Source organism: Ancylothrix sp. D3o (assembly GCF_025370775.1).
Taxonomy (GTDB): Bacteria; Cyanobacteriota; Cyanobacteriia; order Cyanobacteriales; family Oscillatoriaceae; genus Ancylothrix.
The window spans coordinates 193,213-220,006 of record NZ_JAMXEX010000010.1; the positions used below are offsets into that span (position 1 = coordinate 193,213).

A 26,794-nucleotide genomic window follows, 5' to 3' on the forward strand; every position below is an offset into this window, starting at 1 on the left:
CCCGATCCCAATCAATGGAACGATAATTTCACACAAAGGAAAACCAACCATGAACAACAATGAAAACTTAATCGAACAAAACATCACCTACACCCTAGAAATCGACGGCAAAATTTTCTTAATTGAAAACGTACCCGCCCGCATCAATACAGAAACAGGAGAGCAATATTTCTCCCCATCTACCGTAGAACGCTTGCAACAAATTATCCTCAACCAAGAACAACCAAGCCGGTTTGTAGAAACCCCCGTCTACAACTTTGCCGCCTAAAAAACCCTCACCCCTTAACCCCTTCCAAACCAAATAAAAACCCCCAAGCCATCCCCATCACCACCTTTATCACCATTAATAAATACACCCAATCCCCAGAAAAAACATCCCCTTATGAGAAATTATCATCTTCACTTTCCATTACCAAATCCAAAGCAAATACAAGAGCTTCCTTAATTTTCAGCATCACATCTCCTGGCAAAACTCCTAACTTACGCTCAAGCCGAACAGTTGCCACCGAACCCAAACCCTGCACATTTGCCACCGAATTTTTATCAAGAAAAGACACATTTGGAATAGCCACCTCATACTCACTTCCTCGATTTTGAGTAGTCAAAGGAACATACACAACCAAAGCACGCGGAGGATTAGCATCATAGCGAGACACAATCACAACAGGACGCATCTTAGCAGCCAAACCTAAATCAACCAACCAAACCTCACCCGGATTCGGATTCATCAAGTAAATCTAACACCTCTTGCTCAACAACTCGTGAACGCAGAATATCTAGCGTATCCCTATCCGCCATATCCATAATTTCCGCCACATATTGCCGCACTTGTTCAGCAACATCTGGCCTCCACTCACGCAACTTTGCCTCTAACTTTTCCACCAAAGCATCCATCCAAACCTCCATTCCTAGACCTTTACTTTCTCTATCTTAATATCAAAAAATCTCCAACAAATTCCCTCACCCCTTAACCCCCTTAAAACGCACCTTAGCCCCCTCAAAAGCCTCACGCATCACCGCCTGAATCCGTTCAGGATCAGGCACCTTCCCCCCCAACAAATCCCCAAAATAAACACAAGCCCCCTCACCCAAAGCCCAAGTATAAGCAAACGCCCAAGAAGCAGCAATCGCACTTCCCAACCCCGGAATAAACTTCACCAACTCCCTACCTATAGCCTGTGCTAAAAACCCACCCGCAATCGCACTCACAACCCCCCCAGCTTGAGAAGGATTCAACGTTTGACCATATAACTTACCCAACAAACCCACCATCGAAACCTGAACCGCAGTCAACACCGGCATCGTCGTAAAAGGCAAAGGCACCGCCGCCAAACCACCGGCCATAATCGCAAACGGCAAAATATAACGCCGCCCCGCCTCCCGATATACATTCCCCAAATCCCGGCCTGCCTTCTCATCTAACAACTGATAAATCGCCCCCGCCTCCGCAGAAGGCAACAACTCCGCCAACGCATCCCGAAAAGCCTCCAAGCCATAAAAAACCGGCCTATAACCATCCTCCTCCAAAGTAAAATCAACCATCACCGCCCCATCATACAAACCCGCAAACCCCCCCTTAATCGCCTCAAACGCCCGCACAACCTCCTCAAACTGCGGCGGATAAATTGGATGATCCACCACATCCGCCGGATACAAATCATGCAAACAAGTCACCGCCAACAAACAAGGAATCTCAGGAAACTGCTTCCTTAAACCCGCAGCAATCTCCCTTAAACTATCCGTCGCAAAATCCGTACACCTTACCGTCAAAATCAAAACCCTAGCCCGTTTACTAGGCAACCTCAACTCCCCCACCAACTCCCCAATCACCCCCTCCGTCTCCAAACTCACATCCCCCAAACCCACCGTATCCGTAAAAATCAACAACGGCAGATCCTCAGACGGATAAGCATAACGTTCCGTATGTTGCGTATGCGGACGAAACCCTTGGCCAATAATCTCCGCCGAAACCCCCGTCAACCCCCGCACAATCGAACTCTTACCCGCCTGCGGCTTCCCAATCAACAACGCCTCCGTTGTTGGCAACTCCGACCTCACCCTATCCAAAATCTCAGCCAAACGCTCATCACTCACACTAAACCATTGCGTAACCAACTGATTCGCCTGATCCACCGGCAACCGTTTCCGAATCTGGGTCGCCGCATCACCCCACAACGAACCCAGCCGGTTTTTCCACATATCCACCTGCCCACCTACCTGCTTAGAATCCCCATCCTTTTTATCAGTCATCGTCACACCACCCAATCAATAAACAACAAAACACCCAACACTTATTATTAGTATTGTAAAAAATTCCCTTCTTAACCCCTAACAGCCAAATTCTCAAAAAACAACCACTACACCCCCCCAGCCGGTATATAATAAGAGGCTGTCAGAATTTGAAAACCTATGAAAGCCCAAGAAATAATTCGCTCCATAGAAGCGGAACAACTCAAAACCAACCTCCCCGACATCCAAATCGGAGACACCGTAAAAGTCGCAGTCAAAATCGTAGAAGGCGGCAAAGAACGCATCCAACCCTACGAAGGCACAGTCATCGCCAAAGGCAGCAGCGGCCTCACCAAAACCATCACCGTCCGCCGCATCTTCCAAGGAGTCGGAGTCGAACGAGTCTTCCTCATCCACTCCCCCCGCATCGACAGCATCCAAATCTTGCGCCGCAGCAAAGTCCGCCGCGCCAAACTTTACTTCCTGCGTGACCGCGTTGGTAAAGCCACCAGACTCAAACAACGCTTTGACCGGCCCCTCACCTAAAAAAAAATCAAAAAAAATCGCTTGGCAGTCTAGTAAAAATTTAAAAACCGGTTTATACTAGATAAGGCAAAGGCAAAATGCCAAGCAAAACGCCTGTGCGCTCTTAGTTCAGTTGGTAGAACGCAGGTCTCCAAAACCTGATGTCGGGAGTTCGAGTCTTCCAGGGCGCGCTGAACCACCGATCAAAAAATCCTACCCGAAAGGAAACACGGGCTTAGTGCGAAAGCACCAGCATCGTCAACCTTCGGGTAGGATTATTATGAGAACGGTTCAAAAAGGCAAAGCTCCTCTTGTCCGGCTGGAAGTTAAAAAATAACATCGCCCCAAGGGAACTTTCGGAAAAAAGCCGGTCGCCGCACACAGAGAGAGGTTAGTCATTGTGGCCAAAAAAAACGAAGCCGAAATACAACAAGAAACCCCAACAGGGTTTAGCCTCGTAAAATTTTTTGATGAAACCAAAGAAGAACTGGGAAAAGTCGTATGGCCTTCCCGACAGCAAGTAATCAGCGAATCCGTAGCAGTATTGCTAATGGTAACGCTCGTTGCAACCTTCATTTATTTGGTGGATAACTTCTTTAGCTGGGCCTCAACGCAGGTATTTGGATGATGTTTGCATCGGACGAAACAAGCGAACAAAATCAGACGCAAGATATGCCAGAACTCAACGTGACAAAAGAGCCACGTTGGTACGCTGTGCAAGTTGCCTCTGGGTGTGAAAAAAGGGTAAAAGCAAACTTGGAACAGCGCATCGAAACCCTCGATGTCGCAGACAAAATCATCCAAGTAGAAATCCCGCAGACACCGGCGATTAAAATCCGAAAAGACGGCTCACGCTCACAGTCCGACGAAAAAGTATTTCCGGGCTATGTGTTAGTGAAAATGGCGATGGATGACAATAGCTGGCAAGTAGTCAAAAACACCCCAAACGTCATTAACTTTGTCGGAGCCGAACAAAAACGCCGCTACGGAAGAGGAAGAGGTCACGTTACCCCCGTACCCCTATCCAACTCAGAAGTAGAACGAATATTCCGGCAAGCCCGCGAACAAGAGCCAGTTGTCAAAATCAACATGGTAGTGGGCGACAAAGTAATAGTGCTATCAGGGCCCTTTAAAGACTTTGAAGGCGAAGTCATAGAAGTAAGCCCCGAACGCAGCAAACTAAAAGTGTTACTCTCCATTTTTGGACGAGAAACCCCCGTAGAATTGGAATTTAACCAAGTTCAGAAACAGAACTGAGTCGAGCAATGGCAAAAAAAATAGTCGCGGTCATTAAATTGGCCATCACGGCAGGCAAAGCCAACCCAGCCCCCCCAATCGGGCCGGCCCTCGGTCAGCACGGCGTTAACATTATGATGTTCTGCAAAGAATACAACGCCAGAACCGCAGACCAAGCAGGCTTAGTCGTGCCGGTAGAAATTTCCGTCTTTGAAGACAGAAGCTTCACCTTCATTCTCAAAACCCCACCGGCCTCCGTATTAATCGCCAAAGCCGCCAAAATTGAACGCGGATCAGGCGAACCCAACCGGAAAAAAGTAGGCTCCATCACCACAGCCCAACTGCGGGAAATTGCCCAAACCAAACTTCCCGACTTGAACGCCAACGACATCGACGCCGCCATGAAAATTGTGGCCGGCACCGCTCGCAACATGGGCGTAACCGTCGTTGAAGCTTAAAGTGAAACGTGAAAAGTGAAGGCAGACTGAAAAATTTAAAAAAGTTTAAACCTTAGACTTTGACCTTTTTCCAGTCCCCAATCACCAATCCCTAATCACCCATCACGGGGGAGAGGAAAAACCTCGCCACCAACCCCAGGAGACATAAATGGCAAAAAAAGTATCCAGACGTTTAAAAGAACTTCTCCGAAAAGTAGAAGAACGACCCTACGCACCCCTCGAAGCAATTAACTTGCTCAAGGAAACCGCAACAGCTAAATTTGTTGAAACAGCAGAAGCTCATATTCGCTTAGGCATCGACCCCAAATATACAGACCAACAACTGCGGACAACCGTCGCCCTACCAAAAGGCACCGGCCAAACCGTCCGAGTCGCCGTCATCGCACGCGGTGAAAAAGTCCAAGAAGCAGAACGCGGTGGTGCAGATATCGTCGGTTCAGAAGAACTGATCGACGAAATTCAAAAAGGCCGCATGGACTTTGACAAACTTATAGCTACCCCCGATGTCATGCCCCAAGTTGCAAAACTTGGTAAACTGCTTGGCCCTCGTGGTTTAATGCCATCCCCCAAAGGCGGTACAGTTACCTTTGACTTGGCAAGCGCCATTTCCGAATTTAAAGCCGGTAAACTCGAATTCCGTGCAGACCGTACCGGCATCGTTCACGTCCTCTTCGGCAAAGCAAACTTCACCGCTGAAGACCTCCTCGTGAACCTCAAAGCCTTACAAGAAACTATCGACCGCAACCGGCCCTCTGGAGCAAAAGGTCGCTACTGGCGCACCTTCTACATCAGCGCCACCCAAGGGCCAGCCATCCAAGTCGATATCAGCGCCCTTCGTGACCTCAAACTCAACGAAGCAGCCTAAAAGCTCCGCATAGGGAATAGGGAATTAGGAATTTGCTCAAAAACATCTCCCCAATTCCCCACCCCCCCTTGACAAAACATCCAAACTAATCTAATCTCTAAGGTTGGCAATCAAAAATCCAAAACTGGAAACGGCCAAGCCAAAGACAGCAGGAGCCAAATGCTTAATTTCCTGCCGAGGTTAACGCCCGCACACTGCAATCCCATGCTGAGTTTAAATAAAAACCGGCACGGCATTGCAGGAGCGCGTAACCCCGGCAAGATGACCGGGGTTTTTGATTGGATTCAAAACCCATTGGCTAAACCCATTTTGGATCGATGCCCTTAGATGAAATTGTCAAAAAACCGCTCATAACGTCTTTGACAATCCAAAATCTAACCTCCGGGCATCACAAAACCCCTTAGCTGCTACCAACCTATAACAGGAGGTGAAAAAAAGTGGGTAGAACGCGCGCAGGTAAAGGCGAAATTATCGCCGACCTCAAACACACTTTAAGTGAGGCGCAAATCGTCGTCGTTATCGATTACAAAGGGCTGACAGTCGGAGAAATTACCGACCTCCGCAGACGACTCCGCCCCACCGGCACCGTTTGCAAAGTCACCAAAAACACCCTAATGAGCATCGCCATCCAAGGCGACTCTAAATGGGAAGCAATGGAAGGCATCTTAAATGGTTCTTCCGCCTTCTTGGTGGTTAAAGAAGATATTGGTGGCGCTATTAAAGCCTATCAAGAATTCCAAAAAGTCAGCAAGAAAACAGAATTGCGCGGTGGTGTAATGGAAGGCCGGCTCTTAAGTGAAGCCGACATCAAAGCCATCGGAGACTTGCCCTCCAAAGAACAGCTTATTGCTCAAATTGCCGGCGCTATCAATGGCGTTGCAACCAAGCTCGCAGTCGCAATCAACGAAGTTCCAGCCTCGCTGGCTCGTGCGATTCAAGCTGTCTCCGAAAAAGACAAAGAAGCTGCCTAATTTTATTGGCTGTTTCTTGAAATCTCTCGAATATTCCGTTTGTTTGTAAATCCAAAAAGGAGCCATTTCAATGTCTGCAACCACCGATGAAATTTTAGAGAAGCTTAAGTCTTTGACCTTGTTGGAAGCTGCCGACTTGGTTAAGCAAATTGAAGAAGCTTTTGGCGTCAGCGCTGCTGCTCCCGCCGGCGGTATGATGATGATGGCTGCTCCTACTGCTGCTGCTGCTGAGCCGGTTGAAGAAAAAACCGAATTCGACGTTATCCTCGAAGAAGTCCCCGCCGACAAGAAAATTGCAGTTCTCAAAGTTGTGCGGACTCTCACCGGCCTTGGTTTGAAAGAAGCAAAAGACTTGGTAGAATCAACTCCCAAGCCGGTCAAAGAAGCTATTGCCAAAGACGCAGCCGAAGATGCCAAGAAGCAGCTTGAAGAATCTGGCGCTAAAGTAAGCATCAAGTAATTTAGTCAGGATTTACCTTTGAGGTTAGAACAAGTAAATCAAGTGGATCTCTAATTTAGAATTTTTGATTTTTCACTTGAAACTCGGTTTCTTTGCCTAAGCCCTCTTAATCTGTTGACGATGCACAGCCCACCGATATCATTTTGATTGGTGGGCTATGTCTATTTTTTAATAATGTAAATCAGCTTCCCAAAGCGCTATATAAATGCGATCTTGTTCATTGCGCTCGATGATTCCATCCCAGTTGCCGGTTGAAAAACTGTATTGATTCTCCTTACCTTCTTGTACAAGCTTCAGTTGCCGTTTCACTTCATCGCTTGCTTGCCCACCGGCCATCCCATCTAAAGTTTTTTGCATTTCTTCCACACTCACCGACCGCCCAAAAGAAACTTCTGTTTGTCTCAACCGGCGCGTATCTCGGTCAACAATAAACCCTAAATCTATTTGATTTGGCACTACCCGGTAAAGCATCGCCTCCGTATTTTCCCACACCCCATCAGAAACTTTACTCGGCGAGCCAAAAGTCTCTGTAATTACCGTCTCTGCTGTCCCCGGCGGTAAACCCGGCACCCTCGCTTCTCTCACCCCACTCTCTGCTTTTGCCGGTGAATTTCCATTTCGAGGGTTGACAATATCAGCATTTTGTGGTATAGGAGAACTTACCGCAGCCGGTGGAGTCGGTGCCGGTTGAGTCGGTGCCGGTGTAGGTGTAACTACAGCAGCCGGTGGAGTTGATATCGGTGGGGGAGAATCCACAGCAGCCGGTGGAGTCGGTGCCGGTGTCTGCGTAACCACCGCCGTCGGTTGACTCGGTGGCGGTGTCTGCGTAACTACCGCCGTCGGTTGACTCGGTGCCGGTGTCGGAGATTGTAAAGCCGCACGAATTCCCGCGATTGCCAACGCCGCCACCAAACCAAAAGAACCGCCAATCAGCAAAGCTTTGAGCCAATTATTGTTATTAGACACCGCTACCTGCTGAGGCACAGGAGCAACCGGCTGAGGAATCCCCACCCCTGGAGAAACAGCCAGCGTTTCCCGTTCCGAAACAGGTATCCCCACCGGAGGAGGCGCAACCGCAACACCGGCAGCCGGTGATTGTAAAGCAGCCAGCATCTCTTGAGCGGAATGGTAACGATCTTGAGGATGATAACGAATAGCGCGATCTAGCACAGCAGCAAAAGACGAACTGAGGTTTGGCGAAAATTCCCGCCAAATGATCTCACCCGTGCGGGGATCACTGTTTAATTGTTGAGGAATTCTGCCGGTAAGCAGATAAATAGCAGTTAAACCCAGAGCATATAAATCAGTGGAATAAATAGGCCGGCCCGAAGTTTGTTCTGCCGGCATAAAACCCGGAGTTCCCACCACAATCGAAGGCCCAGAATTACCATAATTCAACGCTGTATTAATCGACTCTTTCACCGAACCAAAATCAATCAAAACCGGCAATCCATCCCGCTGACGGAGAATAATATTATCCGGTTTAATATCGCGGTGAACAATTTGCTGGCTGTGAACATAAGCCAAAACAGGCAAAATAGAAAGCAAAATTGAGCGCACCGTACTTTCACTTTGGATGCCTTGAGATTGCAACTTTTGCGTTAAAGTTTGGCCCTCAATAAATTCTTGTACCAAAAAAAATTTACCCGATTCCTCAAAATAAGCATATAAACGCGGGATTTGATGATTAGCCTCGCCTAATTGCTCCAAAATCGCCGCCTCCCGGCCAAAACGTTCCCGCGCCATCCGATAAAGATCAGGATTGCCGGCTACCGGCTTTAACTGTTTAATCACACAGCGACGCGCCGAGGGGGTGTGAGTATCTTCAGCTAAAAACGTTTCCCCAAAACCCCCAGATCCCAACGAGCCAAGAATACGATAACGATTGCCTAACAGTGTTGTATTCATAAAAAGTAAACTATCAAATAAAGAGCAATTTTTAACTAAGGCCAATTCAAAAAGGCTTTTATTTAATACAAGCCGGCCCATTCTATTTTTATTTTTTAATTTATCACCCACAATTGTCGATACTTCCCAAGACATAAAAACATAAAATATCTGTGCCTTACCCCGATCAAATTCTACCATTTTAGATTTTAGCCTGGAGATTTTAAATTTTAAAAATCCCTTAGAGTAAAGGCTTTCAGACCTATAGCAAGATCATTGTTAAGTTTTACGAAGCCTCTCACCGGCTGATCCCGCCTCACCGGCCAGACCTAAATCTCAAGCCACCATCAACAGCCAGCACAGCCATTTGCCAACAGCTAACCGTCATTTTGCAAAAAAGATAAAATAAATATGTAGCCTAACCTCCAAAGGCAAAAAAGAAGCTAAATTATTGCCGTGCATTTAAAATGCAAAAAACTTTTTTTTGGCAAAATGACAAGTTTAGAAATTTCCCTAAATATTTTGGGAATTTTTAATACAAGGCCGTTGCCAACCCCAATAAAACAGTTATTTTCAGGGCAAATTTCCGGCAGAATTTACTCAGCCACCCAATCCCCCCCTCGTCACCCAACCAACAGAGCCAAGGGAGCATCAACCATTAAAGCGAGAGCGCCAAGCCGACAAAAAAATAATAATCAGGCCAGACAAGGTAAAAAATCTAAACTAGAATAAAGTCGGCAATTCCATCTTCAAAGCTAACCAAAGGACATAAACAATGATGATAGAAGACGAAGAGCTCAGGATTACCTTTAAAGTTGCCAGTGAAGAACATTTACAAAAACTTGACGAAGGCTTATTACTTCTCGAAAAAACGCCTAACAATCCAACCTTGTTAGCGGAAATGATGAGAGAAGCCCACTCCCTCAAAGGCGATGCCAATATGTTAGGCATCAAAGACATTGGCACCCTTGCCCATCAACTTGAACACCTATTAACCAGCATCAAAAACGGAGACAGCCACCTCACCCCCGCGCTGTGTGATCGAATGTTTGCAGGCATCGCAGCCATTCGGGAACTACTTGTTGAAGCCGTCACCGGCACCCCCCCAGGAGTCAACACCTTTTATGCCCTTGCTCACCTAATGGGAGCTCATGTTAACCCCACAGCTTCCCAGGAAGTAGCCCCCGAAAAGCCCAAAGAACCGCCACAAAAGACCCCTGAAATCTTATCCCAAAACTCAGCGCCAACTCCAACCCAAGATTTACCAAAAATTACCTCAACAAATTACGAGCAACCCCCCCAAGAAGAAGCACATTTAAAACTCTCGGAACCCTCACCCAAACCCAAAACAAAAAAAACCAAAGAACGACCGGCGGAAATAGCTAATTTCCCCCAACAACCGGCCCAAATTAACCCAGCACCAGCCCTCACAAAAAGCAGCCAATATATCCAAGATGAAGAACTGCGAACCACATTTAAAATAGCCTGTGAAGAACACTTACAAAAACTAGATGCAGGATTACTTTACCTAGAAAAAAATCCCAACGATCCCAGACAAATAGAAGCAATGTTGCGGGAAGCCCACAGCATAAAAGGTGATGCAGGGATGCTAGGACTCCCAGACATCAGCACCCTTGCCCACCAACTAGAGAATATTCTTAACAGCGTCACCAAAGGTGAAATTTCCATTACCCCTAACATTTGCGATCAAATGTCAGAGGTATTAGACACCATACGTCAACTCGTTAGCGAAGCCGTTACCGGCATTCCTAGTAATATAAACATCGCCGCAATTCATCATCAAGCCTCCCCACCGGCACCCCCTAGAACCGAAGAAACCATAACACTAGCTCCCCCCCCCATCCAACCTGAAAAAAACACTCCCCATCATCCAAACACAGACAACTATCGCATCGAAAGCATTCGAGTTGAAACGCGAAATCTTGACGCCTTAATGACACTTGGAGGAGAACTAACCGTTACCAAAATTCGCGTCGCCCACCGGCTCAGCGACCTCGAAAATATTGTAAATTTATGGGAAGAATGGAGTCGGAATGTTTTTATCAACCGCTTCACCCTCGATGAAATTCAGCGAACCACCAACACCAACGCACTTAAACAAGTTCAAAACTTCCACCAATCCTATGAACAACACCTCGAACAACTAGGATTACTCGTCGAAAGCCTCAAAAGTTCACTTTACGAAGACAGCACCCGACTTGATGTTATTTCCTCCGAACTCGAAGAAGGAATCCGCACCCTACGCCTATTACCTTTATCAACAATATTTAACTTATTTCCCCGCCTAGTTCGGGATTTGGCCAGACAGCAAGAAAAACAAGTTGAATTAATCATTGAAGGCGGCGAAACCAGGGCTGATAAACGCATTTTAGAAGAAATGAAAGACCCCCTGACTCATATTCTCCGAAATGCGATAGATCACGGAATTGAATTACCGGCAGATCGCATTGCTGCGGGGAAATCTCCAATCGCTACCATCCGTTTGCACGGATACCAAACCGCCAACCATATCATCCTAGAAATTTCTGATGACGGACGCGGTTTAGATATCGAAGCCATTAAACGCACTGCCCTTAAACGTGGAGTTTGTCGAGAAGAAGAACTTGCCAGCCTAAGCGACCATCAAATTCATTCTCTGATTTTCTCTCCCGGCTTTTCAACCCGCACTTTTGTAACCGAAGTTTCCGGCAGAGGTGTCGGTTTAGATGTAGTACGCACAAACGTAGAACGTCTAAAAGGCACAATTCAAGTAGAATCTAGCCCCGGTAAAGGTTGCACTTTACGCCTCAAACTTTGCACAACTCTGGCAACCGCTCATGTTTTGCTAGTAGCGGTTAATAATATCCCTTATGCAATTCCTGTGGAATTTGTAGAAATGGCTCGACTTTTACCCGTCGATGACATTTTTACCATTGAAGGGCGAGACACGATGATTTTAGATAATCAAGCAATCTCTATTGCCCGACTTGCAGATTTACTCGAATTACCTACACCAGCAGAAAGCCCACTTTTTAGTAATAATCAAAATTTATCTTGTATTATCCTTAAAATCGGGCAAGAGCGTTTGGGTGTAATTGTGGATGGTTTGCTAGATGAGCAAGATGTTGTCTTGAAATCTCAAAGCAAATTATTGCAGCGGGTGCGAAATGTCTCTGGGACAACCATTCTCGGCACCGGCGAAGTTTGTGTGGTTCTCAATCCCCAAGATTTAATTAAGTCCGTACAAAGACAATCCCGCACTATCATCCCAACACTGCCAACCGACACAGCGAAACAAAAACAAGTTATTTTATTAGTAGAAGACTCTATCGCCACCCGCACTCAAGAAAAACGCATCCTCGAAAGTGCCGGTTATGAAGTCATCACCGCAGTCGATGGCTTAGATGGCTACACCAAACTCAGAGAACGCCGTTTTGATGCCGTAGTTTCTGATATTCAAATGCCGAATCTTGACGGCTTAGGACTAACTCAAAAAATCCGTCAGCACAAAGAATATTTAGAATTGCCAATTATTTTGGTAACATCTTTGGCTTCGGATGAAGATAAGCGACGAGGCGCTTCTGCCGGTGCATCTGCATACATCACAAAAAATGCTTTTAACCAAGAGGTACTCATTGAAACCTTAAAAAGGCTCATTTAAACCCTCCACCCAATGCCAAATCACCCATCACAAATGCCAAAGGACAAATGAGCAATGACAAAGGACATCCGAGTTTTATTAGTAGAAGACTCTCCTGTTGCCACGACAATTTTTAAACGAATGCTGAGCACATCTCCTGATATTATCGTCGTGGGATGTGCCCGCACCGGCACCGAAGGATTAGCCATGATTCCCCATTTGCAGCCCCACGTTATCTGTACCGATTTACATATGCCGCAAATGGATGGGCTCGAATTTACCCAAGAAGTTATGGCAAAATTTCCCCGTCCAATTTTAGTGATCAGTTCTTCGGTTCAGCCAGAAAATACCCACAATGTTTTTAAATTACTTCAAGCCGGTGCTGTTGAAGTATTTCCTAAGCCTCGCGGTGCCATTGGCGAAAATTATGAAACAACTCGCGCTGAGTTAATTAGTAAAATTAGAATTCTCAGTGGTGTCGCTGTTTTTACCCGCCGCCGCAGACCAGTCGCCAGCGAGTCTACACCCCTCCCCCCTAAAAGCACTACGGGCAGTAAACCTGGGAACGCTCGGTCGGGAGTAAGTGCCGGCGTCGGTTTATCCGTCCGTGCCAAAGTCTCTCAGCCCCCCCGAACCGTAGTCTCGCCAACACCCGGCACCCGCCTCCCCCCCGACCAGAAGGGCGTAGACGCGCCAGCCCCTACAACCCGCACTCCCATAAAAATTGTCGGGGTCGGTGCATCCACCGGCGGGCCCCAAGCCCTCTATACAATTCTCACAAGTTTTCCGGCTAATTTTCCCGTTCCCCTTATATGTGTGCAGCACATAAGTGAGGGGTTTTTACAGGGATTGGTGGATTGGTTAAATGCTGAATGTGCAATGACAGTGAAAATTGCTAGTCCGGGTGAATGGCCTCAACCAGGAACGATTTATTTTCCGCCAGAACGCTATCATTTAGAACTCAACTCCCAAGGCCGGTTTAATTGTTCTTCGGCTCCACCCTGTAGCGGTCATCGGCCCTCTGTCACCGTTACTTTTAACTCTCTCGCCAAAATTTACGGCTCAAAAGCAATGGCAATTTTGCTCACCGGCATGGGAAGAGACGGCGCCGATGGTATGCAAGCGATAAGTCGGGCCGGTGGACTCACCATTGCTCAAGATGAAAAAACATCTGTGGTGTTTGGAATGCCTAAAGAAGCCATTGCACTAAATGCCGCTTCTTTGGTGTTGCCGGTCAATGAAATTGCCCCGATGATTTTGAATAAATTGGGAAGAGAAACTGAGTAATAACCCTATTTTTAACGGCTTTTGATTCTTCTTTCCCTTGCCGGTTAACAACCTCAGTAAAAATTATTTTATGGAGAAAAAGCTTATCTGCATTGAAATTTTTTAACACCATACAGCCGCTAACAAAAACGTTAAATTCAGCCTTCCAAATGCAGTAAAAGAGCCTTTTGAAGGGTGAATTCCTCCCTAAAAACTAATTTTAAGGAATGCTGATTTACCCTCAAAAAACTACAGTCACTCTTAACCTTTTTACTCGCTAACGAACCCTATTTATCAGGGAGTCTGTTTGATTCTTGTAGCGACGGATTTTAATCCGTCGCCTTTAGGCTTAGTCCCAAAAAGTAATCTTATCCTTACTTCTGCTCAGGATGACAAGAAATCAACGAAGTAGCCCCAAGCTGATTAATGGTAGCAATCAACTGATAAAGCCGGCCCAAATCCCGCTGATTAAAATATAAAACCAACCTGGGCAAATCCAACGTCTCATCCCCTGTTTCCTTTGGCAAAGCCGCACTTTTTTCTATCTTCCCCTTCACCAAAATATCGCCAAAATTCTCATTCAACTGCTCCACCGCCTCATCCGATAACTCGCACTTAAGGCGAATTACAAACTTATCTTCCACATAGCGACTTGAATGATATACTTTGTAAAAATTTTTAATTGCCTCACAAGCTACATCTAAATTATCCGTAATTGTGTATATACTCGTGTCTGCCGGCGAAACCAACCCACGACGGACAAGCTGCTTATTCACAAACGCATTCCAATCTTGCCAATAGTCCCCCCCCGGAGGATCAATCAAAATCACCGGCACCGGCCCAAACCGGCCTGTTTGACTCAAAGTAATACACTCAAACGCCTCATCCTGCGTGCCAAACCCCCCCGGAAACAAAGCCACCGCATCACTTTCCCGCAAAAAAAACAACTTGCGAGTAAAAAAATATTTAAACTCAATCAACTTAGAATCATCAGTAATATAAGGATTCGCCCCTTGCTCAAACGGCAAATAAATATTTAAACCAAACGAGCAGTCAGCACCGGCCCCCTCATTTCCCGCCTGCATGATCCCGCCACCGCCGCCGGTCATCACCATAAATCCCTCGCGCGTCACATAGCGAGCAAACTCTACAGCGGTTTTGTATTCCGGCGAATCTTCCGACACCCGCGCCGAGCCAAAAACTGTAACTTTACGGACGTGGCGGTAGGGATAAAAAATCTGAAAAGCTCGCTCCATATCTTGCAGAGAAGCCGACAAAATTTTCCAGTCTAAACGGTCAACTTCCTTACCAGCCAAACGAACAATCGTACTAAGAGAACGCTCTATCCACTTAGCGTACTGATCATTAGGTAGCCGTTCGATTAAATTTAGAACTTTCGCATGGAGGGAATCGCCAGAATCAATATAAGGAGAAGTAGAAATAGCCATAAATTTTGAATCTTGATCAGTAATTTCATTGTATCGAGACTCGCCTTATATCGCGGTCTTATCCTTAGTTTGCCCAAAGAAACCACTGAGTTCAACCAAACACACAAACCCAATTCCAACGCCAAAAAAATCAGAAACGAAAAAGCCTCACAAAGCCGGTGCTAAAGCGAGGCAATCAAAAAAAATTTGTGAAAATAAACAGAGTGTTTTTGCGCTCAAACCCTTAGAGATATTTTTCCAGAGTCTGTGCCAAAGTAGTTTTAGGAACCGCACCCACCACCATATCAACCCGCTGACCCCCCTTGAAAATCATCAAAGTGGGGATACTGCGGATGCCATACTGGCTCGCAACACCCGGATTTTCATCTGTATTCACCTTAACCACTTTTACCTGGCCGCCGTATTGCTGGGCAATTTCATCCACAACCGGCGCGACCATTCTGCAAGGCCCACACCAAGGAGCCCAAAAATCTACTAAAACAGGAAGTTCGCTATCTAGGACTTCTTGCTTAAACGTTGAATCTGTAACTGGTGCTGCTGATGACATTCCTAAGAATCCTTACCTATCAATGGTGTCTTTAAGTTTGTCATTCTACCATCATCCAGCGCCACAACACGGGTACAGGCTGATGACGAGAATGTTAAATCGCCTATTTAAATTAAGGAACCGCCCGAACAGCAGTCCGGGCGGAGTGTGGTGTGAGGAGTGAACGGAAACATTTGTCTCCGCTTCAATTCTATTCTAACGGCTCATTTGGCCGATTCCGTCACAATCAGGGAATTTTTTAATTATTTTTATGGTAAGTGCATTTACTTACCCATCCCCAACTGTTGAGCTTTTTGGTACACCTTACCTTCAGTCAGCAGCGACGGAGCAATCACCACCTCAACTTGCTGCATTTCTTTGATATTCTTAGCCCCAAGGGTTCCCATACTTGTCTGCAAAGCACCCAACAAATTATGAGTGCCATCATCAAGCTGAGCCGGCCCGCGTAAAATCTGCTCCAGAGAGCCGGTAGAACCCACCCGAATCCGAGTTCCGCGTGGCAAAACCGGGCTAGGCGTTGCCATCCCCCAGTGATAACCACGACCAGGAGCCTCTTTAGCCCGCGCAAACGGCGAACCAATCATCACCCCATCTGCACCACAGGCAATACACTTACAGATATCACCGCCCGTAATTAACCCACCATCCGCAATAATCGGAACATAGATCCCCGACGAACGGAAATAATCATCCCGTGCAGCCGCACAATCAGCAACAGCCGTTGCTTGGGGTACACCCACACCCAACACACCGCGTGAAGTGCAAGCAGCACCAGGGCCAATGCCCACCAAAATCCCAGCCGCCCCAGCCTTAATCAGGTTAAGCGCCACTTCATAAGTCACGCAATTGCCTAAAATCACCGGAATTGGCATCCGTGCACAAAATTCAGCTAAATCTAGGGGCGTAATTGTTTCTGGAGACAAGTGTGCTGTAGAAACCACAGTCGCTTGGATAAAAAACAAATCAGCGCCCGCTTTCGCCACACTCTCGCCGTATCTACTGGCACCGGCCGGCGTCGCACTAACCGCAGCGATTCCGCCTTTACTCTTAATTTCCTTGATACGCTGTTCGATCAGTTCCGGCTTCACCGGCACCGAGTACAGTTCTTGCATCAGCGTCACAAACTCATCTTTGCCCACCGAAGCAATACGATCTAAAACCGGATCGGGATTTTCGTAACGGGTTTGAATGCCTTCTAAATTCAGCACCCCCATAGCCCCTAACTCAGACAGTCTGACTGCCATCTGAACATCCACCACCCCATCCATAGCACTAGCGATAATGGGGATTTCTCTCTCAATACCGCCAATACTCCAGCGTGTGTCCGCTAAACTCGGATCGAGTGTTCTAGTCCCTGGGACTAGCGCGATTTCGTCAATTCCGTATGCCCTGCGAGCCGTTTTGCCCCGCCCAATTGAAATGTCCACTCTGGTAAGCGTTCCCAAAACTATATTCTGGCTAGGCTATCATATTTTGGACTTTTTTGCTGTAGTTTGAGCTTATTTATAAAAACCCCATCCCACCTCTTCCTCATCATCACTTAAACCCAGCACACACAGCCGCTACACTTTCTTACTCCCCCTCCTGCTTAATAGGGTGATCAAGTTTCCAGGTTTCTCCTCAAAATCTCTCCCTCAAAAACACACACACTTAAAATACCTTTTCCCCAGCAAACCCCAGCCCATGATACCTTTGCCAAAATCCGCCTTAAATCTCAAATTCTCTTGCCAAAAAACCAGCCATTCAACCGGCCCTACCCTACCACCTTTCAACCCTAACAAATCATAACTTTGCCCAGCATCATTTAGGCCCAGAAACATTAATCTCTCTAAAAAAAACCAACAAAAAAACACCAGCACCACAAACCCCAACAAAAACCTTTCCCCACCTCAGATAAGCCGACAAATAACTGCGATAAAATAAACAAAGAACAACCCCTAAAAAAACACAACCGGCCTTATGAAACTAAAACGCATCGGTCATGTAGCGATCAGCGTACAAGACATCGACAAAGCAGTAGAATTTTATCAAAACTTGGGAATGCAAGTCGCCTGGAAAGATGCAGACTGGGCTTATCTCAAAGCAGGCGAAGATGGACTAGCACTGCTGAGCCCCAGTTACAAACACGCCGGGCCCCATTTTGGCTTTGTCTTTAACAACCGCACAGAAATCGAAACCGCCTATCAGCAAGCCGTCGAAGCCGGTTTAGATGTCCGCCCCATACACGATCACCGAGACGGAACCGCATCTTTTTACGGAAGAGATCCCGATGGAAATTGGTTTGAATACCTTTATGAACCGGCTAGTACCGCCGTCAAAGCCTGAGCCTTAAAAAAACCAATTACCGTTATAACTAATTCCCACCTGCGTCACCCTCACCGCTTTTTTAAAGTTTTTATATTCTCCTTAACGGTGAGTGGCGACGCATTTTTAAATATAGAGCTTCTGGCCATCCCATCCCCAAGCAAAGCTGGCCCGCTCAGATACCCTAAAAACTAAAAAACATTCACAAAAACCTATTTTTTAATGGCGGGGCACCTAACTTTCGCGCCGCTCGACACCGACCGGCCTGCTTCCAGATTGGCCCCGTCATCCGTAGCAACTTTACCAAACTAATATTTTAAAAATGAGTAAATCAACTGAGGCGTTAACAATGCCCATAAGCCTACAGTGTAATTAGCCAACATTGCCATTCAGACAGGTGCGCTATGCTAAGCTTTACGACAATTGATGAATCCGACCGGGTGCCCCTAACCAAGCAAGACCAGCAAGCTTTAGACGATTTTTTCAAAAACTTTGATTTAGACCGGCTTAGCCAGCTTGAAACCCTCGTTAAAACCTATTTAGAGCCGGCAGTCGATCCAGGCGAAGAAACGGCCTGGATCGCCGGCAGTTTTGGCTCATTCCCCCCCAAACCAAAAAGAAAAAGACTCCCACTTTGACACTTCCCAGCTATCAGGGTATGGTAATTCTTCATTCCCCGACTTTTACTCATACAACATTTCTCCAGCATTACTATTTGCAATTGTCCGAAAACCTTAGATTTATGAATGCGCTCTCTCGATAGAAGCCTGCCAAGTGGGAAACACAAGAAACGCCCCTCACCTATTTATAATCAGAGCATCTCTATCTTTCTGTGCCTTGTTTATTTTTTACCCCGTAAACGTAGCATTAAACGAATTGGCGAATAATCAGTAATTTCTCGGATGCCACCTCATCAAAACTTATTGTAGAGTAAAGAAAGATAAGCGAGAGCTAAAAAAAAGCTTTCATCCAATCTAAAAATCAACTTTTTGCTCAAGCAGTATCGAAAAAAACGCCTCAGCCGGCAGCCTAGCGTCTCCAGTTAACTGAAGCACAGGCGGGGCCAAACTGTAAAACCGTCGGTAGTAGAAAACCTTTTCTGAGAAACAGAAAAAATCGGTAAATCCCCTTTTTTATTCACGGACCTATTAAGTACAACATCTTTGGGGCTTGCAACTGTCTGATCACCTGCAAAAACCTTGCAGTTAAAAACAAAGGAGCCATTATGAAAACCACAACAAATATCAGCAGCGAAATCGAAGCAATCAAAACAGTAAGTTTAACCATCGGCCTTTTCTTAATTAGCATTCCCCTACTTTTGCTGACTTTAAACGATACCAAAAAATCTCCTCAATCCGTACAAACATCAAATGCTTAAAATCGAGAATAACAAGCAACGCGGCTGAGGGAAATAAAACTCAGTCGCAAATTCTTGTAGAGAAGCATTTATTATTTTTAGAGAAAAAAACCTCCAAACACCAACCCAGACAAAAGCAAACGCTCTTAACCGCTAGGAAAAAGAAAAATCTTACCGAAGAGCAAGTCCCGTTATAGCAAAACAAACGCAAAAAATAAAAAGCCAACTGTTTAACGACAAAAACCGGCATCCCCAAAAATCTTTTCAGTAAACCCCACGCCGAGGCAATCAAAGCTTAAAATTGCTTAATATATACCCTTAGTCGAAATTCAGCTTTCAAGCTTTGATTCAAACCGAAACCCTAGACCTCCTCGAATGGCCGCGCCTGTGCCAACACCTAGCCACCTTTGCCGCCACAAAACTCGGAGCAAAGGCAGCCACTCAACTTATCATCCCCAACACCCCAGAGCAAACCCAGCACCTGCTCGCTCAAACCAAAGAAACCTACGAACTGGAAAATCGGCTGCCATCAGGGTTGACATTTGATGGAATTTATGATATAGGAGAATCGATAGCACGGGCAGAAATACAAGGAGTGCTATTGGGAGAAGAACTCTTAGAAATAGCCACAACCCTAGCCGGAGTAAGACGGTTGCGGCGCACCATCGACAACTATTCAGCAGACGTGCCGGTGTTAGCCAGCATAGTGCAAGAAGCCAGAACCTATCCAGAAATCGAACAAGAAATTCACCGCTGCATCGACGAAAGAGGCAAAGTCACCGACCGAGCCAGCCCCAAACTCGGAGAAATTCGTAACAAACTCCGCTCTGCACGCGACAAAATTTATCAAACCCTACAAGGAATCTTGCAAAGGCAATCAAACGCCGTCCAAGAACAACTCATCACCCAACGGGGAGATCGCTTTGTCATTCCCGTAAAAGCCAGCCATAAAGACAGCATCCGAGGCATCGTACACGATACCTCCGCCTCCGGCGCCACCCTCTACATTGAACCCCACGCCATTATTGAGCAAAACAACCACCTGCGCCAACTAGAAAAACAAGAACAAGCCGAAGAAGAAGCCGTCCGCCGCAACCTCAGCCACAGCGTAGGAGAAGTCAAACCCGACCTCGAAAAACTCCTCAGCATCGCCACCGACATCGACCTCGCCACCGCCAAAGCTCGCTATAGTTTCTGGTTACAAGCCAACCCACCCCACTTTATCGAATGGGCAAAACAATCAGACACAACAATTAATCCGCCAACCGAAAACTCAAAACCTAAATCTAAAATTCACGAGCGCATTACGCTGCGAAAACTACGCCATCCGCTGCTTGTCTGGCAACAACAACACGAACAAGGGCCATCAGTGGTGCCGGTGGATATCATCATTCAGCCGCAAATTCGTGTTGTCGCCATCACCGGCCCCAATACCGGCGGCAAAACCGTCACCCTCAAAACCCTCGGCCTCGCCGTCCTCATGGCCAAAGTCGGCCTATTCATACCCGCGAGCGAACCCGTAGAGTTACCTTGGTTTGACAACGTTTTAGCCGATATTGGTGACGAACAATCAATCGAGCAAAGTTTGTCCACCTTCTCAGGGCATATCCGCCGGATCAGCCGCATCCTCGATGCAGCCACAGAAAACTCCTTAGTCTTACTAGACGAAGTAGGCGCCGGTACAGACCCCTCCGAAGGCAGCGCCCTCGCCATCGCCTTACTCGAATATCTCGCCTCCCATATTGGCCTGAGTATCGCCACTACCCACTTTGGTGAACTCAAAGCCTTGAAATATCAAGACGAACGCTTTGAAAACGCCTCCGTCGAATTTGATGATATAAGCCTTTCTCCTACCTATCGGTTACTCTGGGGCATTCCTGGCCGCTCCAATGCTTTAACTATTGCTCGACGGCTCGGTTTAAAAGAAGATATTGTCCAGACCGCTCAAAGTCGCGTCGGAGCCAGCAGCGGCGAAGAAATCAATTCGGTTATTGCCGGTTTAGAACAATCACGCCGCAACCAAGAAACCAAAGCCAAAGAAGCCGCCGATCTTCTCAAACAAACCGAGCTGCTCCATAAAGAACTATCTCAAAAATCCTCCGAACTGCAACAACGCGAACAACAACTTAAACTCTCGCAAGAAATCGCTGTCACAGAAGCAATTTCTACCGCTAAAGCCGAAATCGCCCGCGTTATCCGCCGGCTACAACAAGGCACCCCCACCGGCCAAGACGCTCAACAAGCCACCGCCAACATTGATCAAGTAGCCGAGCAGTATTTGCCCTCTCGCAAGGCTCCGCCACGCCCCAAACCAGGCTTTATGCCAAAAGTCGGCGACCGGCTCCGCATTCCCCGCCTTGGACAAACCGCAGAAGTCCTCAGTGCCCCCGATGAGAGCGGAAATTTAACCGTCCGCTTTGGGATTATGAAAATGAGCGTCTCTTTAGCCGATGTTGAATCCCTCGATGGGGAGAAAGCAGAAATGCCGGTCAAAACCAAACCGCACCCATCTGCTGAAAAAACCGGCCCAACCCCAGACAAAATACCCGTCCAGTTGCCCACCGTTCGCACTTCTAAAAACACCGTCGATATCCGGGGTAGTCGTGTTAGCGATGCCGAAAGCCAACTTGAACGAGCCATTGTTGAGGCCGTCCCCACCAGCGGCGCTCTCTGGATCGTACATGGCAAGGGAACCGGCAAACTACGTCAGGGAGTCCATGAGTTTTTACAACATCACCCGCAAGTCAGCCGTTATGAACTTGCTGCCAACTCCGAGGGGGGTGCCGGTGTCACGGTTGCTTTTTTGAAGTAAATCCCCAAATGATGGTGGTAGAGACGTTCCGCTGGAACGTCTTTCGGGGGATATGGTAGAGACGTTCCGCCGGAATGTCTGTACGGGTAGACAGCAAAACTTACGGAAAATTCCCTAAGAAGTTTTGTAATTGGTATTTAATATGGGGGAATCGTGCTTGTAATTCTAAAGTAGGGGCTGGTTCTTCTACATAACCAACCGGCCCCTAGTTAACATCCAGCACTTCTTAAAAGCTTGATTACCCCCCCACGCCTGCCTAGATCGCTGATCTTCTGCTAAAAGCCATGCACCAAACTCTTAAAACGACCGCCTCAAAACCCGAATGGGAGAATTTAATTCCCCCAACCGGCCCCCAACCGGCCCAACTGGATAATATAAAAACGCAATTAGATTTAGTTTTGCTTGCACTCGAAAGTCTGGCCGGCATTGGTTCAGAAGCCATGCTCCGGGCTGCGGTAGAATTAAACATTGAAACAATGGTCGCCGATAGAGTTTCCCTCTGGCGACTGCGCCAATCTAACCCCATCCGTAAAGGCAGTGGGGGACGCAAAAAACTCGACGTTGAAGAAGCTCGCGGTTTAGTTTTAATTAGCTGTTATTTAGCCAAACAACACCAAGAATTAATTCGTCGCGCCGTCGCACTTTTGGAACAACTTACTCAAGCGAACCGGCCTCCTCATCACTCCGGTTTGCTTGGGGATTATATCGATAAATTTTGTAATACTTATCAAGAGCGGATGGAAGATGACGAAAATCTCTCCAGTCAACTCCTGATGAACTTGGCACTTAAGCTTTTAATTGATTTGCTGTTTTATACTGGCCAGGGAGGCGAACGCAGGCTTTGGCTGGCTTTGCTTGACCGCAGCCGCAGCACAACCACTTAAGGGCACTTTATTCTTACCGGCAATGTTTTAGGCTGAAATGTTACCCTCTCGCTACCCTTAAATCGGGCTACCCTTAAATCTAAAATCCCATGATTCGGCAAAAATTTACGCCTCCCACTTGTACGTTAGAAATTACGGCAAACACTTCGCCTTTGTCGCAGTGGGCACAGCAGCCTCTTTTAAAAAATTTGCAGTTTGAATTGCACTTTGATGCACCTCAGCTTCCCGAAGATATGCGGGTTTCTGTTAACGGAGATCGCATTCAATTAGAGGCTTTGTACGAGGCTGTTACTAATTATGTTCAGTCTTTTCTCCAACAATCTCCCTCTGAGTCTTTTTATTTCTTGACAAATGACAAAGAATATGGTACTGGAAACACTGCGGAACACCAAGCAGACAACGAGACGGTAGAAGCCTTACCCCGGATGCGACCGGCCAGCCCTGAGCCGGCTTTAATGTGGCAACAAGATAGTTTCCCAGAGAAATCACCGCTATCGCTGAGGGCGGTTGACACAGTGGAGAAGCCCAGAGAATTTGGGGCTGAGGGGATTTATTTACAACCCAAAGGTGCTCTATCACACGACTTATTTTTAGGGTCGCTGGCAAACGGGCAATCGGGGCCGGTGGTGAATTTGGGAACGTTGCAACTGTTTGATTTAGCAAGTGCTCTGGAAGAATACAGCGCGGCTGTGATGGCCTTACCGAACCTGCAAACACCGGCGAGGGTGTTTAAGTGGCCAGAATGGGCAAAAACTGCTGCTGTGGTGGTGATTACTGCCGGTGTGACGGCAGCAGTGACGGCAAATTTTAATCGCAACCCCAGCGTGCAAACGGCGGCGAGGCAATCGGTAAACACACCCCAGCCGACACTGGGGGGGAGAAACAATAGCCAACCTCAACAAATAGTTATTGCACCGGCACCCCAGCCACCGCCACCACCACCGCCACCAGCAGTACAAGCGCCGCCAGAAAAATTGCCAAAATTGCCACCGATGAACGGCAACCCGATGCAGCCTTTACCGACAACGTTACCCGGACAACCGCCGCTGGTTGCTCAAAATTCACAGGCTGCCGGTGGGGGTGCCGCGATGCAGATTCCCCCACCGCCAAATAACACGCTGCCATCAATTCCATCGGCACCGCCAGTGGTGACTATTCCTGATATCCCGCCACCGGCAACCAATACAGCGCCGGGTGTTCCACAGACTGGGGATGTGGCGACTTCTCGAACAACTCAGCCAGAGGTGAGTGGGAATGGGCAGGCCAAATCTACACCTCAACCCAAAACGGCGAGTGGGCCAGCGTCGGGGCCGGCAGCCAGTTCACCGGCACCAGGCGCCACGCCAACACCGGCACCGACAACTGCGAAAACCGGAGAATTGCCCCCAGAACTGCCGATGGTGGATTTGCCCGAAAACGGTGCGGTGGCGAGCACACCCGCCCCAGCAGCCACGCCAACGCCTGAAAACAATCAGGCCGGTCAGCCAGAAACCGCTGCTGTGTCGGATATTAACGTGCAAATAGACCAGGCGAGAGATTATTTTCAAGAACGCTGGAAGCCGCCGGCGAGTTTGACGCAGCCTTTAGAGTACACTTTGGCTTTGAATGCAGATGGGTCAATTCGGCAAGTTTTGCCTAGAGGGCTAACATCGGGGCGGATGATTGATATTACAGGGATGCCTTTGGCAAATGAGCCGTTTGTCTCGCCGGTAACAGGAGGTGAACCGCCACGAATTCGGCTAGTGTTGAGGCCCGATGGCAGGGTTCAAACCTTTTTGGAACCGTTTAAAAATGATTTGTAAGTCAATTTGGCTTCCAAACAGCCTGCAGTTCCGCTAAAGTCAGAGTGAAAACGCTAATGTTTTCAGCCGCGATGCCTATGGGCGTAGGGTGTTGTAGGGAATTTGGCCGTATTTTGGCCAGGTTGATCTGGGCTGTTGGCGGAGGGTGGCGTAGGGAAATGCACATTGCAGCTAGGGGGTGTTTTTAGACCCCGACGATTCCCCAGCCGCCTTTAATAACGCGGCAGATCCCGCTTGTTAAGGGAGATAATGGGGGATGTGATTCTCCGAGTGTAGGGCCGAAAACAGGGGCTACCGGCAGGGTGATTTGCAACAAACCGTGCTGATAGTGGTTGGGGTTCCTTGCATTGAGTAAAATAAGCTGACTGATGCTCTGTAACTGTGTGTCTTAAAATTGGAGTTTGCTATGGGCTGCTATTGTTTGATTTTTGATGACATCGTTAGCTCATCACTTCCCTATGGGACGCTACGCAAACAAAAAAAGTCAACAGCAAGCATCGCCTATCTTGTTGCGTTGAAGACTTAAATGATCCTGCTGATCGTGTCATGTCAATGACCGCTTTGGGGTGATTCATTGTGATTTTTGAATTATTTATAAAAATTTATTATTAATTCCAAAAATTACTATAAATCATTCACAAAAAGCAGATAATATAGGTGTTCTAACGAACTTGATATAAGCCCAGTGGTCAAAGTGAAAATGTTCTTTGGCTTTTGTAATAACAAAAAGTTTCAAGCTTTTTTGGCTTTGGCTACTGGGAAAGAAAACGTGCAGATCCCGACTGAATTTATATCGGGAATGTGTCTCCGCCAGAGGTTTTATGAGTATGTTTCCTGATTCTGTCCCTCAATCTTCTGATTCTGCTGCACCTGAGCCAAAACAGCCGAAAAAAAAGCGGGCCACAACGCCATCGGCAACGCCATCAATGACTACGCCGCCTGAGAGCGCTTCTGTTGAGTCTAACAGCCCAAGTAGTGAGGCGGTGACGGTGCCGCCGGAGACTGTGGCTGAAACGGTTTCGGCTTCTGTGTCGGAAAAAACCGAGCCGGAAAGCAATCAAAATGAGGTAGCCGCTGCCCCTGTTGAGTCTGAGGAGGGTAGCGATGCCGCGACTTATGTGCCTACAAGTCGAGGTTTGCCTATTCCGCCGCCAAGTGAACCAATGCAATATCGGGCGATTGGTTTGGTGAAGGGTCGTTATATTGCTTCGGCAAGTCAGTTTACTCAGGGGATTTTGTTAACGACAGATGGGACTGTTATTGATGCGGTTCTGTTGGGCAGAGTTATGAGTTTGGTGAAAAAGCATTTGAATTTGGAGGAGGATCATTTGTGGGTGGTTTATCCTCGCACTCGTCAAAATGATGGGAATTTGCACACTCAAATTCTTGGGGTGTGGGAGCCAAAAACTTTAGCGAAAACGCCTGAAGATGCTATTCCTAATCCTGAAGAAGAGGAGAGGGTGATTGATGGTTATTTTTCGATTCGAGGTGAGGTGATTTTTCAGTCGGTTGAGCAGGAGTGTTTGGTGGTGAAGATTCGCCAAGCGCCGCGTAAACCGACGGATAAGCCAAAATACTTTAAGTTGAAACTGAGCGGTAAGGTGCCGACTAAGGCGGTGGGCCATTTTTGGGATTTGCTGGTACAGCGGCAAGGTGAGGCGCTGGTGATTCAGGAGGGGGATGATATTGGTTTGATTCCTGGGAAGCCGAGGAAGTCGTTTAAGCCTCGTAAACCTGGCGTGGGCGGTGGTGGTGGTGGTCGTCCTCCGTTTAATAAAAGACCGGGTGGCCCGCCGCGTAAGCCAGCGGCACCGCCGGAGGCTACTGGAGGTGCGCCAAAGGCTCCTGTGCCAAAGCCGGTTAAGCGTCAGCCTCCCCAGGCTCCTATTGATAGTTAAGGGGTTTGGGGTTTTTGGATAATTAAATCTCTCCCCTTTCTGTCTTTGTTGATGGAGAGGGGGGAAATGATTATTGATAAGGGAAAAATAGGGGCCGGTTTTAATTGGATGGTTGGGTTTTTAAAAGTTAAGCTGCTACGCAGCTAAACCAGACAAACAGCATTACCTTTGTTTTTAATTTTCCGTTCCCATTGAATAACCAGTT

At 47.3% G+C, this 26,794-nt stretch carries 24 protein-coding genes, 1 tRNA gene, 1 pseudogene and 1 other annotated feature; of the genes and pseudogenes, 19 read left to right on the forward strand and 7 right to left on the reverse strand.

All coding sequences use genetic code 11. The features are described from left to right. Positions 1-49: 49 nt before the first annotated feature. The gene (locus tag NG798_RS17685; protein WP_261225014.1) at positions 50-268 is read left to right on the forward strand and encodes a YgiT-type zinc finger protein; all 219 of its coding nucleotides are present in this window, start codon (positions 50-52) and stop codon (positions 266-268) included. A 112-nt stretch (positions 269-380) separates the two neighbouring features. On the opposite strand, the gene NG798_RS17690 is transcribed toward NG798_RS17685, so the two are convergent. From NG798_RS17690 to NG798_RS17700, 3 genes are read right to left on the reverse strand one after another with little or no spacing between them, the layout of a single operon-like run. Then, a complete protein-coding gene (locus NG798_RS17690) occupies positions 381-728 on the reverse strand; it encodes a type II toxin-antitoxin system PemK/MazF family toxin (RefSeq protein ID WP_261225015.1) in 348 nt (115 codons plus the stop codon). Next, positions 709-906, reverse strand: a complete 198-nt coding sequence (locus tag NG798_RS17695; RefSeq protein ID WP_261225016.1) for a hypothetical protein — start codon at positions 904-906, stop codon at positions 709-711. Before NG798_RS17695 ends, NG798_RS17690 begins: the two co-directional genes overlap by 20 nt. Positions 907-960: 54 nt before the next feature. Further along, positions 961-2,199 (reverse strand): YcjF family protein, encoded by a 1,239-nt coding sequence (locus NG798_RS17700; protein WP_375338977.1) that lies wholly within the window; start codon positions 2,197-2,199, stop codon positions 961-963. Positions 2,200-2,409: 210 nt separating this feature from the next. Here NG798_RS17700 and rplS point away from each other — a divergent pair, with 210 nt between their 5' ends. From rplS to rplL, 8 genes are all read left to right on the forward strand, one after another. After that, complete coding sequence (gene rplS / locus NG798_RS17705; RefSeq protein WP_261225018.1) at positions 2,410-2,775, forward strand: 50S ribosomal protein L19; 366 nt, start codon at positions 2,410-2,412, stop codon at positions 2,773-2,775. A 97-nt stretch (positions 2,776-2,872) separates the two neighbouring features. Continuing rightward, positions 2,873-2,945: transfer RNA gene (locus NG798_RS17710), tRNA-Trp, on the forward strand. A gap of 209 nt (positions 2,946-3,154) precedes the next feature. Next, on the forward strand, positions 3,155-3,382 hold the full coding sequence (gene secE, locus NG798_RS17715) for a preprotein translocase subunit SecE (RefSeq protein WP_261225019.1): 228 nt from the start codon (positions 3,155-3,157) through the stop codon (positions 3,380-3,382). Further along, positions 3,379-4,011 (forward strand): transcription termination/antitermination protein NusG, encoded by a 633-nt coding sequence (nusG, locus tag NG798_RS17720; RefSeq protein WP_261225020.1) that lies wholly within the window; start codon positions 3,379-3,381, stop codon positions 4,009-4,011. Before secE ends, nusG begins: the two co-directional genes overlap by 4 nt. 8 nt (positions 4,012-4,019) lie before the next feature. Next, positions 4,020-4,448: a 50S ribosomal protein L11 gene (gene rplK / locus NG798_RS17725; RefSeq protein WP_261225021.1), complete on the forward strand. Its 429-nt coding sequence runs from the start codon at positions 4,020-4,022 to the stop codon at positions 4,446-4,448. A 148-nt stretch (positions 4,449-4,596) separates the two neighbouring features. Next, positions 4,597-5,313 carry a 50S ribosomal protein L1 gene (rplA, locus tag NG798_RS17730; RefSeq protein ID WP_261225022.1) on the forward strand — a complete coding sequence of 239 codons (717 nt, stop codon included), beginning with the start codon at positions 4,597-4,599 and terminating at the stop codon, positions 5,311-5,313. 121 nt (positions 5,314-5,434) lie between these two features. Then, positions 5,435-5,599: a sequence feature (ribosomal protein L10 leader region), on the forward strand. Between the two features lie 151 nt (positions 5,600-5,750). Next, positions 5,751-6,284: a 50S ribosomal protein L10 gene (rplJ, locus tag NG798_RS17735; protein ID WP_261225023.1), complete on the forward strand. Its 534-nt coding sequence runs from the start codon at positions 5,751-5,753 to the stop codon at positions 6,282-6,284. Positions 6,285-6,354: 70 nt separating this feature from the next. Beyond that, on the forward strand, positions 6,355-6,744 hold the full coding sequence (gene rplL, locus NG798_RS17740; RefSeq protein WP_261225024.1) for a 50S ribosomal protein L7/L12: 390 nt from the start codon (positions 6,355-6,357) through the stop codon (positions 6,742-6,744). Between the two features lie 168 nt (positions 6,745-6,912). Here rplL and NG798_RS17745 read toward each other — a convergent pair whose 3' ends face one another. After that, positions 6,913-8,832 (reverse strand): serine/threonine-protein kinase, encoded by a 1,920-nt coding sequence (locus NG798_RS17745; RefSeq protein ID WP_261225025.1) that lies wholly within the window; start codon positions 8,830-8,832, stop codon positions 6,913-6,915. Positions 8,833-9,409: 577 nt separating this feature from the next. Between NG798_RS17745 and NG798_RS17750 the strand changes: the two are divergent. The 3 genes and pseudogenes from NG798_RS17750 to cheB all read left to right on the forward strand — a co-directional run. Next, positions 9,410-9,691 (forward strand): annotated as a pseudogene (locus NG798_RS17750) (Hpt domain-containing protein); the annotation flags it as partial. A 348-nt stretch (positions 9,692-10,039) separates the two neighbouring features. Further along, on the forward strand, positions 10,040-12,292 hold the full coding sequence (locus NG798_RS17755) for a response regulator (RefSeq protein ID WP_375338978.1): 2,253 nt from the start codon (positions 10,040-10,042) through the stop codon (positions 12,290-12,292). A 54-nt stretch (positions 12,293-12,346) separates the two neighbouring features. Continuing rightward, positions 12,347-13,558 carry a chemotaxis-specific protein-glutamate methyltransferase CheB gene (gene cheB, locus NG798_RS17760; protein ID WP_261225026.1) on the forward strand — a complete coding sequence of 404 codons (1,212 nt, stop codon included), beginning with the start codon at positions 12,347-12,349 and terminating at the stop codon, positions 13,556-13,558. A 353-nt stretch (positions 13,559-13,911) separates the two neighbouring features. Here the strand turns inward: cheB and NG798_RS17765 are convergent, their stop codons facing one another. The 3 genes from NG798_RS17765 to NG798_RS17775 all read right to left on the reverse strand — a co-directional run bounded on the left by NG798_RS17765 (position 13,912) and on the right by NG798_RS17775 (position 16,959). Beyond that, a complete protein-coding gene (locus NG798_RS17765) occupies positions 13,912-14,985 on the reverse strand; it encodes an LOG family protein (protein WP_261225027.1) in 1,074 nt (357 codons plus the stop codon). 223 nt (positions 14,986-15,208) lie between these two features. Next, entirely contained in the window at positions 15,209-15,532 is a 324-nt protein-coding gene (gene trxA / locus NG798_RS17770) for a thioredoxin (RefSeq protein WP_261225028.1), read from the reverse strand. Positions 15,533-15,795: 263 nt separating this feature from the next. Continuing rightward, a complete protein-coding gene (locus tag NG798_RS17775) occupies positions 15,796-16,959 on the reverse strand; it encodes a GuaB3 family IMP dehydrogenase-related protein (protein ID WP_261225029.1) in 1,164 nt (387 codons plus the stop codon). Positions 16,960-17,491: 532 nt separating this feature from the next. On the opposite strand from NG798_RS17775, the gene NG798_RS17780 reads away from it, so the two are divergent. From NG798_RS17780 to NG798_RS17810, 7 genes are all read left to right on the forward strand, one after another. Then, positions 17,492-17,857: a VOC family protein gene (locus NG798_RS17780; RefSeq protein ID WP_261225030.1), complete on the forward strand. Its 366-nt coding sequence runs from the start codon at positions 17,492-17,494 to the stop codon at positions 17,855-17,857. Between the two features lie 383 nt (positions 17,858-18,240). After that, positions 18,241-18,474, forward strand: coding sequence for a hypothetical protein (locus NG798_RS17785; protein ID WP_261225031.1), 234 nt, complete (start codon positions 18,241-18,243; stop codon positions 18,472-18,474). Positions 18,475-19,061: 587 nt separating this feature from the next. Continuing rightward, positions 19,062-19,214 (forward strand): hypothetical protein, encoded by a 153-nt coding sequence (locus NG798_RS17790; RefSeq protein ID WP_261225032.1) that lies wholly within the window; start codon positions 19,062-19,064, stop codon positions 19,212-19,214. A 322-nt stretch (positions 19,215-19,536) separates the two neighbouring features. Beyond that, entirely contained in the window at positions 19,537-22,005 is a 2,469-nt protein-coding gene (locus tag NG798_RS17795) for an endonuclease MutS2 (RefSeq protein ID WP_261225033.1), read from the forward strand. A 284-nt stretch (positions 22,006-22,289) separates the two neighbouring features. Then, positions 22,290-22,889: a DUF3038 domain-containing protein gene (locus NG798_RS17800; protein WP_261225034.1), complete on the forward strand. Its 600-nt coding sequence runs from the start codon at positions 22,290-22,292 to the stop codon at positions 22,887-22,889. Positions 22,890-22,978: 89 nt separating this feature from the next. Continuing rightward, positions 22,979-24,691 (forward strand): DUF4335 domain-containing protein, encoded by a 1,713-nt coding sequence (locus NG798_RS17805; RefSeq protein WP_261225035.1) that lies wholly within the window; start codon positions 22,979-22,981, stop codon positions 24,689-24,691. Positions 24,692-25,512: 821 nt separating this feature from the next. Then, on the forward strand, positions 25,513-26,589 hold the full coding sequence (locus tag NG798_RS17810) for a hypothetical protein (protein WP_261225036.1): 1,077 nt from the start codon (positions 25,513-25,515) through the stop codon (positions 26,587-26,589). The last annotated feature ends 205 nt before the right edge of the window (positions 26,590-26,794 follow it).

Excerpts from the sequence above, each read along its gene's own strand:
- NG798_RS17685 (WP_261225014.1), top strand. The coding sequence starts at position 50 with ATGAACAACAATGAAAACTTAATCGAACAAAACATCACCTACACCCTA.
- NG798_RS17690 (WP_261225015.1), bottom strand. The coding sequence starts at position 728 with ATGAATCCGAATCCGGGTGAGGTTTGGTTGGTTGATTTAGGTTTGGCT.
- NG798_RS17695 (WP_261225016.1), bottom strand. The coding sequence starts at position 906 with ATGGAGGTTTGGATGGATGCTTTGGTGGAAAAGTTAGAGGCAAAGTTG.
- cheB (WP_261225026.1), top strand. The coding sequence starts at position 12,347 with ATGACAAAGGACATCCGAGTTTTATTAGTAGAAGACTCTCCTGTTGCC.
- NG798_RS17780 (WP_261225030.1), top strand. The coding sequence starts at position 17,492 with ATGAAACTAAAACGCATCGGTCATGTAGCGATCAGCGTACAAGACATC.
- trxA (WP_261225028.1), bottom strand. The coding sequence starts at position 15,532 with ATGTCATCAGCAGCACCAGTTACAGATTCAACGTTTAAGCAAGAAGTC.
- rplL (WP_261225024.1), top strand. The coding sequence starts at position 6,355 with ATGTCTGCAACCACCGATGAAATTTTAGAGAAGCTTAAGTCTTTGACC.
- NG798_RS17800 (WP_261225034.1), top strand. The coding sequence starts at position 22,290 with ATGCACCAAACTCTTAAAACGACCGCCTCAAAACCCGAATGGGAGAAT.
- NG798_RS17765 (WP_261225027.1), bottom strand. The coding sequence starts at position 14,985 with ATGGCTATTTCTACTTCTCCTTATATTGATTCTGGCGATTCCCTCCAT.
- NG798_RS17810 (WP_261225036.1), top strand. The coding sequence starts at position 25,513 with ATGAGTATGTTTCCTGATTCTGTCCCTCAATCTTCTGATTCTGCTGCA.
- rplA (WP_261225022.1), top strand. The coding sequence starts at position 4,597 with ATGGCAAAAAAAGTATCCAGACGTTTAAAAGAACTTCTCCGAAAAGTA.
- NG798_RS17805 (WP_261225035.1), top strand. The coding sequence starts at position 22,979 with ATGATTCGGCAAAAATTTACGCCTCCCACTTGTACGTTAGAAATTACG.
- rplS (WP_261225018.1), top strand. The coding sequence starts at position 2,410 with ATGAAAGCCCAAGAAATAATTCGCTCCATAGAAGCGGAACAACTCAAA.
- NG798_RS17745 (WP_261225025.1), bottom strand. The coding sequence starts at position 8,832 with ATGGTAGAATTTGATCGGGGTAAGGCACAGATATTTTATGTTTTTATG.
- NG798_RS17790 (WP_261225032.1), top strand. The coding sequence starts at position 19,062 with ATGAAAACCACAACAAATATCAGCAGCGAAATCGAAGCAATCAAAACA.
- nusG (WP_261225020.1), top strand. The coding sequence starts at position 3,379 with ATGATGTTTGCATCGGACGAAACAAGCGAACAAAATCAGACGCAAGAT.
- NG798_RS17785 (WP_261225031.1), top strand. The coding sequence starts at position 18,241 with ATGCTAAGCTTTACGACAATTGATGAATCCGACCGGGTGCCCCTAACC.
- NG798_RS17700 (WP_375338977.1), bottom strand. The coding sequence starts at position 2,199 with ATGTGGAAAAACCGGCTGGGTTCGTTGTGGGGTGATGCGGCGACCCAG.
- rplK (WP_261225021.1), top strand. The coding sequence starts at position 4,020 with ATGGCAAAAAAAATAGTCGCGGTCATTAAATTGGCCATCACGGCAGGC.